The organism is Chryseobacterium sp. 22458 (assembly GCF_052044975.1).
In the GTDB taxonomy this organism is placed as follows: domain Bacteria; phylum Bacteroidota; class Bacteroidia; order Flavobacteriales; family Weeksellaceae; genus Chryseobacterium.
In genome coordinates, this window is sequence record NZ_JBQEOA010000007.1 from 144,370 (window position 1) to 162,309 (window position 17,940).

Here is a 17,940-nt window from a genome sequence, read left to right on the forward strand (position 1 = left end):
AATGAAAAAAACATTCCTCATACTTATCGGAATCATTGCCTTAGGCTTTATTATTGTTATTGCTAAAAATGCAATTTTTACAGATGCAGATACCCAGTTTTATGATGATGGATGGACTGCGCATGAAAAAGGGCAGTATGAGCTGGCAGCATTTTATTTTAGCAAAGTAGACAAAGCCAAATATCCTGATGCACCTATGGCTTTAGGAGCTTCCTATTTAGAACTAAAAAACTATGATAAAGCAATAGTTAACTTTGAGGAGGCCTACAAAAATAAAAAAGCTTACAGTTTGGAGGATTATAGTAAAATTTTAAATTCTTTAGGATACTGCTATCTTCAGACAGGAAATCTGAAGAATGCAAAGTTTTTCCTTCAGGAAGCTGAAAAATCAGGAAACCCAAACAGTAAAAGAAATCTGCAGATTTTAGATTCATTGGAACAAACAATAAAGTAAGAGACCTGAAAAGGTCTTTTTTGTGCTTTAAACTTTAAAATAGAGTCTTCTGACAAGCCGTGAACTGGCTGCAGACATTGCTTCCCGTTCTTTTTTAGATTATAATTGGAAAGACGCTCTGAAGGGGGATTGAGAAAAATAGGCGAGTCACCGTCTAAATTTCTACTTTTTTGGGATCTATGGAAATATAATTATTCTCTTTGGATTTCCTTATTGATTATGTTTATGCCAATACCATTAGCCGTATTTATTAAAAAAGTATTTAATCATAAAGACTTTGAATTAGAAGAAATGTACAATATAAAAGGGTATAAAAAGTTAAATCAAATATTTATCCTATTTTTAATTACTTTATTTTTGAGATTTTTAGTTTAATAAAATTATATGAAGAAGTTGACAATTATCATTATAGGCATAATAGCTGTTTTAGGTATAGTAGTTATTGCAAAAAACAATTATGTTTTTTCATTCGGAGATCGTGAACGTTTGGATAAAGGTTGGAAAGCTTATGAAGGTAGAGATTATAGTTTTGCGATTACCCAATTTGTGTCGGTGGATTTAAAAGACCATCCTGAAGTTGTAATGCCACTGGCAGATTCATATTTGGAGATAGGAGAAGCATATAATGCTATTCAATATCTGGAACCTGCGTATCATGGTAAAAATTATAGTGCAGATGAGCGTTCAAAAATTACAAATATGTTAGGAATTGCTTATACGAAGGAAAAGAACTATAAAAAGGCCAGACTTTTTCTGGAGGAATCTAATAAACTTGGAAACCCAAACAGTAAAAGAAATCTGCAGATTTTAGATTCATTGGAACAAACAATAAAGTAAGAGACCTGAAAAGGTCTTTTTTGTGCTTTAAACTTTAAAATAGAGTCTTCTGACAAGTCGTGAACTGGCTGCAGACATTGCTTCCCTTTCTTTTTTAGATTATAATTGGAAAGACGCTCTGAAGGGAGTAGGACTTGGTTTAGGAGGTGCTGTGGTAGGTTTTGCATTAGAACAGTCGGTGAATGTGTATGAGAATAGTTTGCAGTCTGAAGCAATGCTAAAACAAAGAGAAATGGATAAAGCGGATAATAAAAATAGTATTGGAGTGATTGCACATAGAAAATAATATTTTATGAAAAAAATGGGTTTCGTAATTGGTCTATTGATAGGTATACCTTTATTTATAATTCTTATTAATTTCTTGTTTTTCAGAGGAAATGATCCTTCAGAAAAAGAAGTAAACAGTTATATATCACATTCAAAAAAAGAAATGATCACCTTACCACAAAATGCTAAAACCGAGAATAAACAATATATTGTTGGCTTAAGCAGGCGAGGTCAGCCATCTGCTTTTTTAAATAAATATTATTTTTATGACAGTCGGCATAAAAAGTTTTTTGCTCTATTGATTTTTGATGGCTTTGACAAAAAATCTAATGATAGATGGTGGGTATTAGGAGATAATGAAGAAGGAGATAAAATCTCTGTTCAGATCAACCAGAATCAGCTTAACGATCCCAAATATGGTACTGAAAATAATCCTGTTCCTGTATTTCCAAGAGATATACACAATTTGAAAGGAGGTTTTACATCAGATCCTTTTCATGTTTCGGATCCTTTGAATTTTATATTTGTAGAGCAATATTTGAAATTTTTTATGCCTGAAGATGAGTTTGCAAAAATGTTTAAACAATGATATCAATTCCGTATTTATTCTAATACTACATCATATGTAAGAAAAACTTCTGCATTTTTTATTTAATATATTTTGTCCGGAATATTTTGCCTTAATTATGGAAATAATATTTTTGATTGTTTTTATTGTATTATCATTATTTTTAATGTTTAAAGCTCCAGCAATAATTGAAAAGAAAAGATTAATCATTTTCTATGGAGTTGGAATGGTACTGACTGTTTTATTATTTATTATTAGTCCACTTATTATTTTCGGAATTTCAAAAGTAATTACTATCGATCATAATGAGATAGATAAAGTTCTTAAAGGTTTATTTTTATCATTTCTATGCCTGTTTTTTTTGAATTTGTTTATTCTCTTGGTCGTTGACAATTTAATTGATTTTCTTATTCGCTTTCATCAGACAAATAATCAGGCTAATCTTAACCGCAATCCAATAAGAGCTGTTACTGAAAACAAATCTAGAATATTGACATTTTCGAAAATTATTTTCTTTATTTTAGGTCAATGTCTTCCTTATTATGGTATTTGGATTGGTTCGTATAAATAACATTGAAAAGTATAAAGGTTTTTTATAACATCAGCTTTGGAAGCAAAGCAGGAATAGCTCTATTTTTGAGGAATATTATGTATAGAATGAAAAAAAGAAAAGAGTTCATCTTCAAAAATGTTTTGCCTTTCCATATGATCTGGACAATATTCATCATCATCCCTTCTATGGCTTTTTATGGAGCGTTATATTACTTTTTACTGCAGGGTAATTTCAATCTTGCCTTTGTAATGCTTTTTACACTGCTTTATTTCGGGACCTGCTACCTTATTCTGAAAGCTGTTTCTGTAGAAGTGACCTTGTGGTTTGATGATCATTATCTTTATATTAAAAAAGGAAATCGCAGATTTGAAAAATACTTCAGGGCCGATATTACCGGATTTTATGCCCATGATTATGAAACAGAAAATTCACAGCTGCAAAGTTCAAAAATATATTTTAAGTTCTGTCTGAAGGATAATAAAAACATCCATTTATATGATGTAGAATACAAAAATCTGTTTGAAGAAGAAAAAGGCCTGGAATTGAAAAGGTTTTTGAAAGAAGCTCAGAATGAACTGAAATTTTCAAAGAAAGAAAGGAAAAATAATTATCAGAATATTTATTGGTACTCGGGTGATCAGCTTTAAACATCATTTGGATGTCCCATCCTGTTCAGGGAAAAAATCCAATAATATGAGCTTTTTGCTGCCCATATCTCTCCTGATGGTGGAATAATAGAGGTTCTATTTCTGTTTTTAAATTGTTGTTAAATCATTTATTACTAGTTGTTTATATTTTGTTTGAGGTCCGATATCGTAGAATTACGACAAGAAATCGTAGAACTACTACAATTTTTCAGATTTCATGTCAAAAGCTTTTTTTTCAAAATCAACCGCTTTATATTTGCTATATAATTATTGAACAACAAAATATTATTAACGATTAAAATTTACAATCATGGCAGAAAGAAACTCAAGAGGAATCTTAAAATTCAACAACGGTGAAGGACAGAAATTATTAAAAATGAACTACAGCGTATCGAGATCTACAGACGTATCCGGACGTGTAGCATCAGATCCTTCCAATGCATTAATCAAAGTTACAGTAGAAGCTACTGACAAATCAGACATCCTTGAAAGCTTATTAAACGGAAAGTATAAGCCTACAGTAGGAGAAATTGTATTCAACAAATCTCACGAAGAAGGAACACTGATCACCCTTAAATGGGAAAACGGATATGTGATCCAGCATGAAGTAGACTTCGACGCTATCGACAGCAACAGTATGTTGATCAGCTTCGTAATCAGTGCAGAAGGAATTGACTATGGAAACTCCCGTTTCGATGGTTTATGGCCTGCAGCTGGTAAATAAGCTATTTACACTTAAAAAAACTACCGGAACAGTATGCTCACAGAGTATACTGTTCTTTTTTATTAATAAACCTTCCCAATATTGTCACCTCATAACGAGGGCATCTCACAATCCATATCCCGTTAATCTTTCATACTTTCTCAGCTCTGAATCCCCTCCAAAACTAGCAATTTATCTTCCTATTTTCTTATATTTGTTCATTATAGACAATATGGACGCAACACAAGATAAAAGGCTGTTTCTCATCGATGCTTATGCGATGATTTTCAGAGGATATTACGCATTAATCAGGAATCCGAGATTGACCAGCAAAGGGCTGGATACTTCTGCTATTTTCGGTTTTACCAATTCTTTGATCGAATTGATCCGAAGAGAAAGACCTACCCACCTGGCAGTTGTTTTTGATGTAGGGCAGGCCAGTGTAAGAACGGATGATTTTTCAGACTACAAAGCCAACAGAAGTGAAACTCCTGAAGCCATCAAGATTGCTGTTCCATACATTCACAGGATCCTTGAGGCCATGCACATTCCTATTCTTGGGGTGGAAGGATATGAGGCTGATGATGTCATAGGGACGATTGCCTGCAAAGCAGAAAAAGAAGGCTATACCACTTTTATGGTAACACCGGATAAAGACTTTGCACAATTGGTGACAGACAAAATCAAAATTTATAAACCGGGTTTAAAAGGCGGTGATATAGAAATCCTGGGGGTAGAAGAAGTAAAGGCAAAATATGAGATCGAAGATCCTAAGCAGGTCATAGACTTCCTTGCTATGATGGGAGATGCGGTGGATAATATTCCCGGTTTGGAAGGAGTAGGAGAAAAAACTGCGATGAAGTTCCTTAAAGAATTCGGAAGTATAGAAAACTTACTGGCCAATACAGATAAGCTGAAAGGAAAGCTGAAGGAAAAAGTGGAAGCTTCCGCAGAACGTGGGATCTTATCCAAAAAATTAGCAACCATCATCTGTGACGCACCGGTAGAATTTCACCAGGAGCAGTACGATCTTGAAACTCCGGACTTTGAAAAAGTAAAAGAGGTCTTTGATGAAATAGAATTCAGAAGACTCTACGAAAACCTATACAGAGCTTTTGCTCCGGCAGCCACAGAAACTGTTATTGTAAGTGAAGTGGAAGTGAAGCAGACTCCGGCAGGAACAGAAGTAAAAGGGCAGGTAATGCAGCTTGATCTTTTTGCCAATTTCGAAGAACTGGATCAGGCCACCTCTACAAAATCTACCATTGAGCATAATGATCACCTGTATCAGTTCATCAACAATCCAAAAGCCCAGAAAAAACTCGTAGACAACCTTCTGAAGCAGAAAGCTGTCTGTTTTGATACAGAAACAACCTCACTGAATGAGCTTGAAGCAGAACTTGTAGGAATGAGTTTCTCCTACAAAAAAGGACTTGCCTATTACATTCCTTTGTCTGAAGACAGAGGCGAAGTTTTACAGACACTGGAAATTTTCAGACCGTTTTTTGAAAAAGAAGACCTGCTGAAAATTGCTCATAATCTGAAATTTGACTATAAAATATTAAAGCAGTATGACATCACCGTAAAAGGTGCCATGTTCGATACAATGATCGCCCATTATCTGCTGAATCCGGATGGAAGACACGGTATGGATTATCTTTCAGAAGTATACCTGAATTATAAACCCGTATCTATAGAAACCATCATCGGAAAGAAAGGCAAAAAACAAGGGAATTTCAGAGATGCAGACCTGAGAACCCAGACCGATTATGCTGCAGAAGATGCAGATATAACCTTCCAGCTGTATGAATTGTTTGCTCCACAGCTGAAAAAAGAAAACCTGGAAGACCTTTTCTTCAACATAGAAATGCCTCTGATGGAAGTGCTGGCCAAAATGGAGCTGGCAGGAATCTCACTGGATGAAAAATGGCTGGCTCAGGAAAGTATTGATCTTGAAAATGACCTGAAGCAGCTGGAATCCACTATTTTTGAACTTTCCGGAGAAGAATTCAATATGAACTCTCCAAAGCAATTGGGGGAAATCCTGTTTGAGAAGATGCAGCTGGATCCAAAAGCTAAAAAAACGAAAACAGGCCAATATGCTACCTCAGAAGATGTACTTCAGAAACTGGCATCAAAACACGAGATCATCAAACATATCCTGGAATACAGAACCTATCAGAAGCTGAAATCTACCTATGTGGATGCTTTACCTTCACAGATTGATAAGGAAGACAATAGGGTACACACCAATTTCTCGCAGACTACAGCCGCTACAGGACGTCTGGCAAGTGTAAACCCGAATCTGCAGAATATCCCGATCAGAACACTGAGAGGCCAGCAGATTCGTGGAGCCTTTGTTTCAGGAGAAGGGAAGAAAATTATCTCTGCCGATTATTCCCAGATCGAACTTCGTCTGATTGCAGAGATCTCAGGAGAGGAAAATATGATCAAAGCCTTTCAGGATGGGGAAGACATTCACGCTTCCACAGCAGCGAAACTCTTTAAAATTCCTTTAGAAGAAGTTTCTAAAACACAGAGAAGCCAGGCCAAAACAGTAAACTTTGGAATTATCTACGGCCAGGGAGCTTTTGCTTTGGCAGAGCAAACCGGATTATCCCGTACAGAAGCCAAACAAATGATCGAAGCCTATTTTGAAACCTATCCGAAGCTGAAAGAATATATGGCAGAACAGGTAAATAAAGCCAGGCAGATAGGATATGTGGAAACCATTTTAGGCAGAAAACGCCACTTAAAAGATATCAATTCCAATAATTTTGTTGTAAGAGGTCATGCCGAACGAAATGCTGTCAACGCCCCGGTTCAGGGAAGTGCCGCAGATATTGTAAAAATTGCCATGATTAAAATCGACAGAGAGCTTGAAGAACAGCAGCTGAAAACCAAAATGCTGCTTCAGGTACATGACGAATTGGTTTTCGAAGCCCCAGCTCATGAAATTGAAGCCGCTTCAAAATTGATTAAAACAGAAATGGAAAATGCTTTAAAAACACAGGTTCCGTTACTGGTAGAAATAGGAGTGGGAGACAACTGGCTGGAAGCTCATTAAAGATAAGAACGTTATCAAAATAAATGAAACAGGCTACTTCATATGAAGCAGTCTGTTTTTTATTTTACCAAATGATGCACGAATTAGTGGCAACAATATTAAATACTTTATTTTTTTATTAAACGTATTATCGCAAGATCATCTGTGGGCTTTACACCATATTGATGCTCCAGGATCTTAATCTTTTTGTTAAGCATTTCTTCAGTATCATCATTAGACAGGTTGGTCATTAAATATTCCATACAATTGATGACTTTATCAAATTCTACTTTTTTGATTTTTGAAAAAGAAAGGATTCCATCAGTAGCTATAGATACATCATGCATATGTTCGAAAAAAACTTTCTGTTGTAATGAGTCATACCAATGTTCAAAATCTTCATGAAGATGATAAGCGAGATAATCAGGTTTATTATCACGGTCAAATTCAGTGATTTTTCCATTAATACAAATAACGCCGTCACCAATAGCTAAAATAATTCCTTTGTCAGCTTTTCTATCGTAAACTAAAATGATTAAAGTTGTTAATAACTCTTTTTCATTCAACATCAGGTGATTCTTAATAAATAGAAGCTCTTTGAATAAGCTCCTTACAATATCTCTAAGTTCTTCCTCCAAATTACGCTGGACCTCTTTCTCATATAATTCTTTATAACCTGCTTCAACAATGGCTTTTCGTAAAATTTTAGCAAAAAGTGTTGAGGCAAAATGACTGTCCATAGCAGTAGAGCAGCCGTCCATTACTGCACAAACGATTTTATCAGCATTGATTTTTTTAATCAGAAGATCGTCTTCACAATGAAGAGTATGATAATCACCGATTTGTAATGAGGAATATGTTTTCATGAATTTTGTGAGAAACCGAACCCAAAGCTATAATATCATCAGTAATATATTATACATACTTAGGAATGAAGCTAAAGTCTCCGATATATTTTAAGTATTGAATTCAATTTCCCCCATATAATAAAGCTTATTTTCTTCCCCATCCACAGAAACCGGGTTAGGAATAGCAAATCTGCTGGCGAAAATAATGGCATTGACCGGAGTGTCCAGGTTCATTTCATTAAGTCTGTTTTCAAGAACCGGAAGCCATTCGTCTGCATAGGAATACTCAGAAAATTTCTCGTAAAGCCCAAGATTTTCATCTTCAAAACCATATTCCATAAAATCATCATCAAACCACTTGATCCCCTGTGATTCTGCAAATTTTGAAACATACTGGTCTTCAGTTTCTTCGTCTATATAATAATTTTCATCCTCTTCTACGAAACTATAAAAGTCCTCTTCATCTTTAAAATATCCTAACCAGAAGTGTGAAATTTCTTTATCCATTGGAAAATATATTGAATGTTTAATTGTTTATTGATACCCCTGTATCATGTAATTGAGACTGTAATATTACGAAAGTTTTTCAGTCAGATAAAATCTTCTTATCCCCAAACACTATTGAATGACTGAATTTACGGATAAATTTTTTTATTGTAATTTTATTCTATGTTTAAATTGTAAAAAATGGATTTTCTTCAGGATCATTACGTTGTAAAAAATGAATTAATGCTCATTCTTATTTCCGTCATTCTGGGACTGTTTATTGGTGCCGAACGGGAATACCGTAATAAATCTGCAGGCCTCAGGACTTTTATTCTCGTTTGTTTTGGTGCCTGTCTGTTTACGATCCTTTCCATCAAAATAGGAGTGGAGAATCCGGACCGTCTTGCAGCTAATATTATTACCGGGATCGGTTTTTTGGGGGCAGGTGTGATTTTTAAAGGAGATAATAAAATTGAGGGAATCACGACTGCGACTACCATCTGGGCAACCGCTTCAATAGGAATGGCCGTAGGTTCAGGTTATGTATACTTTTCCCTGTTGGGAACCGCTTTGGTGCTTATTGTTTTAAGCGCTTTAACGTATCTTCAGAGTTTTATAGACAACTATAATAAAGTAAGAGAATACAGAATAACAATTATCAGTTCAGGAGATGTCAGATATTGTGAAAGTATCTTTAAAGAACATCATTTAAAATATCTTATGATTAAGCAGCAGTACACTCAGGGAAGTCTTACAGTTGTATGGCGGCTGACAGGGAAAAATACCCATCATGAAGAAGTTATCAGACGGCTTGTAGATGATCCGAAAATTACAGCTTATCAGTTTTAAACAGATGACTCAAATCTGTTAAAATTAACTTTACTGCAAAAAAATAAAGGCCGAAGCCTTTATTTTCTATTTCTTCTTGAATACATACAGATCTTTGTTGGGACCGGTGATTTCTTTTCCGTCCATATCCAGCTGGATCAGCATGCCTTCACCTACTTTGTATTTATAATTGGCAGTTTTACCTTTTAAAGTGATAATGCTTCCTGTAGTATCCCAGGTAAAAGATCCCTTATCTTCATTTTTTGACTTCCTGTCGATATACTCTTCAGTAATGCTGAAGGTTTTATCATTGTTCAATGTCAGTGAAGTCTTGATTCCGGGGCAGTCGGCACAAGGAACTGTAGCTTCATAAGTACCGTTCCAGTCTAATGCATTTTCAGAGGTATCTCCCTGTGCACTTGTTACTACATGTGTACTGTCTGTTGCAGTGGGTTGCGAAACAGCGGTAGAATCTGTTACAACGTCTGCAGGTTCACCTACCTGGCCGTCTTTTTTATCTTTTGCACAAGAAGTAAAAAATAAAGCAGCTCCAATTCCAAGGATAAGCATTTTGTTTTTCATCATAATAAATAGTTTAAGGATGTTTATTAAGTACGTAACAACAGACAAAAATCGAGCCAGATAGGGTGGTTGGGGGATGGAGAGTAGGAGAGTGGAAGGGCTAATGAGTAATGAGTCGCAGGTTTCGGATTCTTACTTAAATTTCAGGTCCCTTCTTTCTTTGTCTGTTATATTCCGTCTCTTGTTTTCAATTCAAATCTCTTTCTGTCCGTTTTGTAAAAAACTCCATTAGTAACTTTTCCGTTTATTTTATGAAGTCTATTCCTATTTTTCTTCGTAAATTGGGGCAAAATTTTGATTATGACAAAAAAGATACTTTTATCTGTATTTCTTTTGCCAGCTGCAATGGCATTTGCACAACAATATGGAGGAATGTGGATTCCTACAGAGCTGAATGAAAAGGAAATGAAGGATTTGGGAATGAAAATTTCTGCTAAAGATATTTTTAACCCTCAGAAACCAAGCATAAAGGATGCGGTAGTACAGTTTAACGGTGGATGTACCGCAGAGATCATCTCCCCTAAAGGATTGCTGCTTACCAATCACCACTGTGGATATGGCCAGATTCAGGCGCACTCTACAGTACAGAATGACCTTCTTTCTAATGGCTTCTGGGCAAAAAATATGCAGGGGGAACTTCCTAATCCGGGAGTAAAAGTAGATTTTATCGTAGATATAAAAGAAGTAACAGATCAGATTTTAGAAGGTACGGATAATCTTACGGAGCCTGAACTTACTAAAAAGATCAATAACAATATCGAGGTTTATAAAAACTCTCAGAAAATAGAATCTTACCAGTCGATCATGGTAAAACCTATGTACTATGGAAACAAGTATTATGCTTACACAACCGAAACGTATAAAGATATCCGTCTTGTAGGGGCACCGCCTCAAAGCATCGGGAAATTCGGTAGCGATACAGACAACTGGGTTTGGCCGAGACATACCGGAGACTTTTCAATGTTCAGAATCTACGCAGATAAAAACAACAGACCTGCAGAGTACTCAAAAGACAATGTACCTTATGTGCCTAAGCACTACCTTCCGGTTTCTATCAAAGATAAGAATGAAAATGACTTTACATTCGTATTCGGATTCCCCGGCAGAACTACGGAATATCTTCCGGCAGTAGCAGTAGAAAAGATCATGAAAGAAATTGATCCTGCAAGAATTGCCGTACGTGATGTTGCTTTGAAAACTTTGGACGAAAAAATGCGTGTGGACAATGAAACACGTATCAAATATGCTTCAAAATATGCTTCAGTTGCCAATTACTGGAAGAAATGGATCGGGGAAGTGGAAGGATTGAAAAAATCCAATGCCGTTGAGAAAAAAGTAATGTACGAGGGATCTCTGGTTGCTAAAAATCCTGAGATCAAAACAACTCTGGATCAGCTGAACAAATTCTACAACGAGCAGGCCCCTTATGCATTAAACAATGCCTATTATACCGAAGTGGTAAGAAATGCAGAGACTTTGAAGCTGGCAGGCGATTATTATGATTTTGTAACAGCGGTGGAAGCAGGCAGAATGGATGAGAAAGAGCTTGCCAAACTAAAAACAAAATTAACTTCATTTTATAAAGATTACAGTGCTGAGCTTGATGCGAAGGTAACTGCTAAACTATTGGCTTTATATGTGAATAAAACTGCACCACAGTTTTTACCGGCAGGTTTTGCTAAGTACAAAGATGAGGCAGCCAATATGTCTGTAGTGGAAGATATGTCTAAGAACTCTATTATCACAGGAAGAACTACTGTAAACGGAGCGGCTTTGAATACAGATATTGATAAAGCTTTTTCTAATCAGGATAAGCTGATCAAGACTTTGAAAAAAGATTCTGTGTATCAGTTGTATGTTTCTATGAAAGAAGGATATATGAAAACTGCGGATCCGCAATACACCGCTCTTCAGACCAAAATTGATGCTTTGCAGAAGAAATTTATGGCACAGCAGATGGCAACTGATAAAGACCGAAAATTCTTCCCGGATGCCAATTCTACCCTTCGTGTAACCTATGGAAAAGTGAAAGGTTCTGCACCAAGAGACGCTGTTTCTTATGGCTACCAGACACATCTGGCAGGAGTGATGGAGAAATATGTTCCTGGTGATTATGAATTTGATGTTCCTAAAAAGCTGATCGATCTTTATAACAAAAAAGATTTCGGAATCTATAAAGATAAAACGGGAGACGTTCCGGTAGGATTTACTGCCACCAACCACACTACAGGAGGAAACTCGGGAAGCCCGGCCCTTGATGCCAACGGAAACCTGGTAGGTCTTAACTTCGACAGACAGTGGGAAGGTACAATGAGTGATATCAACTACGACCCTCGTTTCAGCAGAAACATCATGGTAGATACAAAATACATCCTTTTCATCGTTGAAAAATTTGCCGATTCCAAATGGCTTGTAGATGAAATGAAAGTGATAAAATAATTTATAAAAGTTATACCTTTAAGAATCTATTTGAATTGAGTTTTGAATAGATTCTTTTTTATTTTTAACAAGATGAAAGATAGGATCATCAACACTTTGACCGCCTTTGAAAAAGATAATATCGGGAAATCTTTTCCGTTGGAATATTGCCTGCCTCTTTATCATTCGGTTTCGGATCAGGAGCTGCCCCATATCAGGCATGTGATCCGGTATAAAAATACCAGGCAGTTTGAAGATGATCTTGATTATATTTCGAAATACTTTCAGTTTGTAGACTGGCAGGAGTTTAAGGACTTTAGTTCCGGAAACTTCAGATCAGGAAAAAAAATAGCTTTGCTCACTTTTGATGACGGCTTCAGAGAGTTTTATGATACGGTAGCACCTGTATTGGAGCGCAAAGGAATTTATGCCTGTAACTTTATCAATCCGGCTTTTATTGACAATAAAGACATGATGTTCAGGTGTAAAGCCAGCCTGCTGATTGATCTGCTGGAAAAAAAGAACATGGTAAATCCTGAAATCTACCAAATCCTGTCTCTTCAGAATAATTCTTCGAAAGAAACTGTTCAAAAGCAGATTTTAAAGATCACTTATCAGGAAAAACATATTTTGAATCTTCTTGCTGAAAAACTTGAATTTGATTTTACAGCTTATTCAAAAGAATTCAAACCTTATTTAAGTACTGACGAGTTAAAAATACTTACTGATAAAGGATTTGGGATTGCATCCCATAGCTGGGACCATCCGAAATACGGAGACCTGTCTTTAAAAGAACAGATGGAAACTACAGATCAGACTTTTGCTTATTTAAAAGAAAACGGATTCCTGTATGAAACTTTTGCTTTTCCGTTCACTGACTTCCAGGTAAAGCAGGATTTCTTCGAAGAACTTTTTAAAAATAAAGAGATCTATTGTAGTTTTGGATGTGCCGGTGTAAAACTGGACAGCGTACGGAAAAATTTCCAGAGAATACCAATGGAAATGGGGGAGACTGGTGAAGCAATACTGAAAAAGGAAATCGCCTACTTCAGACTGAAAAAACTGATGAATAAAAATACCATTATAAGAAAATGATACAGCTGAAAACATTCAACAGGAAAGAACTGGAAGACTTTGTGCTGTCCGGTGCTTTTCAGCAGTACGATTTTCTTCCGGTCACAAAACATCGTGCTTTATCCCAGATCAAAAATCCTGAGGCATCAGATGAAGATACACTTCTTATTCTTGCTTTCTGTGAAGATAAACTGGCAGGTTATGTGGGGTGTTTTCCGGATGGTTTCAAGGTAAATGGTGAAAAGATCAGCTACGCATGGCTCAGTACGTTATATGTAAACCCGGAATTCAGAAAAGAAAGACCTGCCAAAAAATTGCTGAAAAAAGTTTTTGAAGAATACGAAGGAAGAATTGCTATCACAGAATTTACCAGAGAAGCAGAAGCACTTTATAATATTATGGGTGTTTTTGATTATGCCTTTCCGAAAGAAGGGAAGCGTTATTACTTCAGGACTGATGCTGCAAAAATGATTCCTGAGAAAAAGCCGGGGACAGAAAAACTGAAACCTCTTTTCAAGCTCATAGACACAGCGGCCAATTCTTTAATTTCAATCAAAAACCTTACAAAAGGAAAACCGGATTTTCATTATGAAATTCTTAACCGTATTGATACGGAAAGTGCTGATTTTATAGCTGAATTCTCTGGTCAGCGTGATGCGGCAGCAATCAACACATTCATAGACAATCCGTGGGTGCTGGAAGGGAAAAAAGACAGCAGATATCTTTTCTCGAGCTTTGCTGAGGTTTTTCAGTATTTTTGGGTGAAGATTTATGATGAAAATAACAAGCCTGAAACATGCTTACTATTACAGCTTCGTGACGGATATCTTAAAATTCCCTACCTTTTTTCAAATACTGAGCCGGATAAAGCAGTTCACTTTTTAAATTATTTCATTGTTAAAAATAAAGTGAAAGCGTTTACCAGTTATCAGACAATGCTTAATAATGCTATAGAAAAATCCAAAGCATTCCCGGAAATCTACAAACGTGATTTTAAAAGAGAATATCTTTTTCATAAACAGCTCTTACAAATCCTGCCGGAGAATTTTAATCCCCGGTACCAGGATGGTGACGGAGATTGCATGATGACATAACTTTATAAAAAAACGCCTGAACTGATCAGGCGTTTTTTATTCTAGTGTCCGAAAATATCTTTCAGATCTACTTCTTTGAAGGTTCCCATTTTTTGAACAGCTTCCATATTCAGATTTTCTTTCTTTCCGATAATGGCTGTATTAAATTGAACAGATTTGATTTCCGTTTCATAAAATTGTCTGATATCTTCAAATGTCAGCTTCTGAATCTGCTCATAAATATCTTTTCTGAAATCATGATAGATATTCAGTTTTTTGAGTCTTAAAGTATTGAAGAATATATTATTTCTGGTAACTCTGGTTGAGGCGATCTGCTTCAGAGCTGCATTTCTGGCATTTTCAAACTGAATGGTCACTTCCGGAAGCTCATTCATCAGCTCATTCAATGTATCCACGGCAATCATCAGCTTGTCAGGCTGCGTTCCGATGTAGGTAGTGATATAGTCAGGATGCTTCAGCTCTGCATTGGCTGCATAAGAAACATAAGCAGAGTAGGCAAGACTCTTACTTTCCCGCATTTCCTGGAAGACAATCGAAGATAATCCTCTGCCGAAATATTCATTAAAGACATTGATCTTTCCGAAATGCTGGGGATTCACCTCGTTTCCTTTTCCTATCTTACTCATTTCCATCTGAACCATATCGTAAGTGGTAAAATAAACATTACCTCCTGTAGCCGGTTCAGGATATTGTTTAGGCTCAGGAACCTGAAGGCTTTCCGTTTCCATATACTGACCGATATACCCTTTAAAACTTTCAAAATCTTTTCCATAGAAAAATACCTGATAAGGATATTTGAAAAGCTTTTTCATTCTGTCGGTAAAAACTTCAGGTCCGCTGCTTTCAAGCTCTTCTTTGGAAATCACATCCGTAAAACGTGATGTAGTGCCCAGTTTCGTATAATTAGTCAGGGCAGTCATGATGCGGTTCTTATCTTTTTTCATGGCCTGGCGGTTTTCCAGAACAGTTCCTACAAACTGGTTGTAAATGTTCTGATCCGGCTTTACATCATGCATCCAGTGTTGCAGAAGATCAATTCCTTTTTCTATGTTTTCTTCCAGCCCGCTCAGGGAAATCAGCAGCTGGTCATTGCTTGTTTTAAAATCATTACTGACCCCGATTTTAAAGAATTCCTTTTTCAGATCCTCAGGAGAAAGATTGTCTGTTCCCAGATATTGTAACAGTTGAGTAGATATTCCCAGATCCCTGTCATGATCACTTCCGAAAGGGAAAATAAAATGTACCTGGGCAATATCGTTGTATTTGTTCCTTACAAAACTTAGCTTCTTTCCTTTAATTTCATCAATCGTGATTTCCTTTTGATAATTGATGAATTCAGGCTTTATGTCTTCAGTAACATCAGATAAAATCTCCTTCAAAAACTCAGACTGCGCATCACGGTTGATCTTTACAGGAGTGATGCCAGGGTTTTCAACCCTTAGAAGCCTGTCATTGATTCCTTTTTCCTTATTAACCACAACATAATTGTCTTTGAAAAAAGTATTGGCAAAACGGATAACATCTTCCTTAGTAAAACTTGCATACTCATCCATTTCATTCAGTTCCTCTTCCCAGGTTCTTCCTTTTATATAAGAATCGTAAAGAGTTGTTGCCAGTCCCTCTGCTGTTTCAAGACCCTTCATTCTTTGAAGTTTAAAATCATTGATGATCGCAGGAAGCATCCAGTCCGGGAAATCTCCTTTTTTGATCAGTTCGATCTCTTCAAGAACCATTTGCTTTGCTTCTTCAAGGGTTTGAGTCTCTTTAGGAACAGCAACAATAGAAAAATAACCATACTGCTTAAGCCCTACAGAAAAAGCCTGTGCCCAAAGCATCTTTTGAGTCTGATTAATATGAAGGTCTAACAAACCTGCTTCTCCTCTGTTACTGAGAATATTGGCAACCACATCGGCCAGCATAGCTTCTTTTGTTCCGTAGCTATCTGTTCTCCATGCCAGCTGAACCCGTGGAGTAGTAGGACTTTTTACCGTTCTTTCTACAATTTCGGTGATAGGTCTTTCAATAACGGGTGTTTTTTGGGGAAGTTGCTTATAAGGTAAAGCTCCAAAATACTGATCTACGAGCTGAATCGTCTCTTCAAAATCAAGATCACCTACAAGAACCATTGCATAATTATTAGGAACATAATATTCATCAAAATATTTATGAATAGCCTTCATGGAAGGGTTTTTCAAATGTTCCGGTTTTCCCAGTGTTGTTTGCTGACCGTTAGGATGAGTTGGAAAAAGAGCATCCATCAGTTCATAGCTTACAAGTCTCGTGTCATTGTCCTGGGCTCTGTTGAATTCCTCATACACAGACTCCAGTTCCGTATGGAAAAGGCGGAGGGTCATTTCGGAGAACCTTTCTTTCTCTATTTTTAGCCATTTTTCAAGCTCATTGTTCGGAATATTATTTTTATATACCGTTTCGTCAAACCAGGTGTGGGCGTTGGTTCCGGTAGCTCCAAGGGAAGAGATAGCCTTGTCATATTCATTGGCGATCGCATATTGGCTGGCTTCCTGGGATACTTCATCTATCTTTTTATAGATGGCCTTTTTCTTTTCAGGATCCTGTTCAGCTTTATGATCTTCATAGAGTGCAGAGATCTGGTTCAGAAGTTCTTTTTCCTTTTCCCAGTTTTGAGTCCCGATTCTGGAAGTTCCTTTAAACATCATATGTTCCAGGTAATGGGCTAATCCAGTATTGTCGGCCGGATCATTATTGCTTCCCGTTCTTACCGGAATAAAAGTCTGAATTCTGGGTGCGTCAAAATTTTGGGCAAGAAAAACCTTAAGTCCGTTTTTTAAAGTATAAATTCTGACTCTGTTCTCATCGTGGGTTATGGTGATATATTCGTAATTGTTGGGGGCAGTGTGAACTGTTTCTTTATATTTTCTGTCAATCATATAGTAAACTCATTTCATTCCTTAAAATCCGGAATGTGTTACAAATGTAAGCAATCAAAAAAATGTTTTCTGTTTTTTTATGACGATTACATCTGTTATAATGATTGGAAAAACAATAAAAGTCCAGTATTAAAGACTATCTCATAGTAATTTATTTTTTTTATAATTCTTTGGAGTGGTAAGAATATAGAAGTTTTATTTTTCAGGAGCTATTTCCTGCTATCCACTCATACTCCTCACGCCTTGCGCTTCCAGGGGTCAATCCAGCATCTCTCCATCCATGTTGCGGGGTAACCGTTCCTATCAGGGCTAGGGGGAGAATACACAAGTATAAGTAATAAGTAATAAGTAATAAGTAATAAGTAATAAGTAATAAGTAATAATATAGTAAGGTACATTGTATTCAATAGGAACGGGCTTTAGCCCGTTCTCCTCAAAAAGAATAAATTCCACAGGCTTTAGCCAAAACCTGAAAACACAAACTGCCCATGTGAGGCATATGCGACCAGTTTGTCATGCCTTAAGCATGTCAACACTCATTTCTTACACGCTTCTTTATATTGAATAGCACAGTATAATATTAAAAGCATCTATAATATAAGTATGCCCATCACTTATACCCTCAT

Annotated in this window: 15 protein-coding genes; 11 read left to right on the forward strand and 4 right to left on the reverse strand. The window is 36.4% G+C overall.

Going from position 1 to position 17,940, the window contains the following annotated elements:
* The first annotated feature begins 1 nt into the window (after position 1).
* The 7 genes from ACTJJF_RS20400 (at position 2) to polA (ending at position 7,096) form a co-directional block, all read left to right on the forward strand.
* Complete coding sequence (locus tag ACTJJF_RS20400; RefSeq protein ID WP_312302766.1) at positions 2 to 454, forward strand: tetratricopeptide repeat protein; 453 nt, start codon at positions 2 to 4, stop codon at positions 452 to 454.
* A 384-nt stretch (positions 455 to 838) separates the two neighbouring features.
* Positions 839 to 1,291, forward strand: a complete 453-nt coding sequence (locus tag ACTJJF_RS20405) for a hypothetical protein (protein ID WP_312302768.1) — start codon at positions 839 to 841, stop codon at positions 1,289 to 1,291.
* Between the two features lie 292 nt (positions 1,292 to 1,583).
* Positions 1,584 to 2,147, forward strand: a complete 564-nt coding sequence (locus ACTJJF_RS20410) for a hypothetical protein (RefSeq protein WP_312302769.1) — start codon at positions 1,584 to 1,586, stop codon at positions 2,145 to 2,147.
* A gap of 97 nt (positions 2,148 to 2,244) precedes the next feature.
* The gene (locus ACTJJF_RS20415; RefSeq protein WP_440700833.1) at positions 2,245 to 2,697 is read left to right on the forward strand and encodes a hypothetical protein; all 453 of its coding nucleotides are present in this window, start codon (positions 2,245 to 2,247) and stop codon (positions 2,695 to 2,697) included.
* Positions 2,698 to 2,783: 86 nt separating this feature from the next.
* Positions 2,784 to 3,326, forward strand: a complete 543-nt coding sequence (locus ACTJJF_RS20420; protein WP_440700834.1) for a hypothetical protein — start codon at positions 2,784 to 2,786, stop codon at positions 3,324 to 3,326.
* Positions 3,327 to 3,636: 310 nt separating this feature from the next.
* Positions 3,637 to 4,050, forward strand: coding sequence for a type VI secretion system tube protein TssD (tssD, locus tag ACTJJF_RS20425; protein ID WP_065400753.1), 414 nt, complete (start codon positions 3,637 to 3,639; stop codon positions 4,048 to 4,050).
* A 211-nt stretch (positions 4,051 to 4,261) separates the two neighbouring features.
* Positions 4,262 to 7,096 (forward strand): DNA polymerase I, encoded by a 2,835-nt coding sequence (polA, locus tag ACTJJF_RS20430; RefSeq protein ID WP_440700835.1) that lies wholly within the window; start codon positions 4,262 to 4,264, stop codon positions 7,094 to 7,096.
* Positions 7,097 to 7,203: 107 nt separating this feature from the next.
* On the opposite strand, the gene ACTJJF_RS20435 is transcribed toward polA, so the two are convergent.
* Positions 7,204 to 7,941 (reverse strand): protein phosphatase 2C domain-containing protein, encoded by a 738-nt coding sequence (locus ACTJJF_RS20435; RefSeq protein ID WP_440700836.1) that lies wholly within the window; start codon positions 7,939 to 7,941, stop codon positions 7,204 to 7,206.
* Between the two features lie 90 nt (positions 7,942 to 8,031).
* Positions 8,032 to 8,430 (reverse strand): immunity 22 family protein, encoded by a 399-nt coding sequence (locus ACTJJF_RS20440; RefSeq protein WP_312302781.1) that lies wholly within the window; start codon positions 8,428 to 8,430, stop codon positions 8,032 to 8,034.
* 180 nt (positions 8,431 to 8,610) lie between these two features.
* Here ACTJJF_RS20440 and ACTJJF_RS20445 point away from each other — a divergent pair, with 180 nt between their 5' ends.
* Positions 8,611 to 9,258, forward strand: a complete 648-nt coding sequence (locus ACTJJF_RS20445; RefSeq protein WP_440700837.1) for an MgtC/SapB family protein — start codon at positions 8,611 to 8,613, stop codon at positions 9,256 to 9,258.
* Between the two features lie 66 nt (positions 9,259 to 9,324).
* Here the strand turns inward: ACTJJF_RS20445 and ACTJJF_RS20450 are convergent, their stop codons facing one another.
* Positions 9,325 to 9,822, reverse strand: coding sequence for a copper resistance protein NlpE (locus ACTJJF_RS20450; RefSeq protein WP_440700838.1), 498 nt, complete (start codon positions 9,820 to 9,822; stop codon positions 9,325 to 9,327).
* A 297-nt stretch (positions 9,823 to 10,119) separates the two neighbouring features.
* Here ACTJJF_RS20450 and ACTJJF_RS20455 point away from each other — a divergent pair, with 297 nt between their 5' ends.
* From ACTJJF_RS20455 to ACTJJF_RS20465, 3 genes are all read left to right on the forward strand, one after another.
* Positions 10,120 to 12,258, forward strand: a complete 2,139-nt coding sequence (locus ACTJJF_RS20455; RefSeq protein WP_440700839.1) for a S46 family peptidase — start codon at positions 10,120 to 10,122, stop codon at positions 12,256 to 12,258.
* Positions 12,259 to 12,330: 72 nt separating this feature from the next.
* Positions 12,331 to 13,332 carry a polysaccharide deacetylase family protein gene (locus ACTJJF_RS20460; RefSeq protein WP_440700840.1) on the forward strand — a complete coding sequence of 334 codons (1,002 nt, stop codon included), beginning with the start codon at positions 12,331 to 12,333 and terminating at the stop codon, positions 13,330 to 13,332.
* Positions 13,329 to 14,405 (forward strand): GNAT family N-acetyltransferase, encoded by a 1,077-nt coding sequence (locus tag ACTJJF_RS20465; RefSeq protein WP_440700841.1) that lies wholly within the window; start codon positions 13,329 to 13,331, stop codon positions 14,403 to 14,405. The genes ACTJJF_RS20460 and ACTJJF_RS20465 overlap by 4 nt, the downstream gene beginning before the upstream one ends.
* A gap of 41 nt (positions 14,406 to 14,446) precedes the next feature.
* On the opposite strand, the gene ACTJJF_RS20470 is transcribed toward ACTJJF_RS20465, so the two are convergent.
* Complete coding sequence (locus tag ACTJJF_RS20470; protein WP_440700842.1) at positions 14,447 to 17,314, reverse strand: M16 family metallopeptidase; 2,868 nt, start codon at positions 17,312 to 17,314, stop codon at positions 14,447 to 14,449.
* Positions 17,315 to 17,940: the final 626 nt, after the last annotated feature.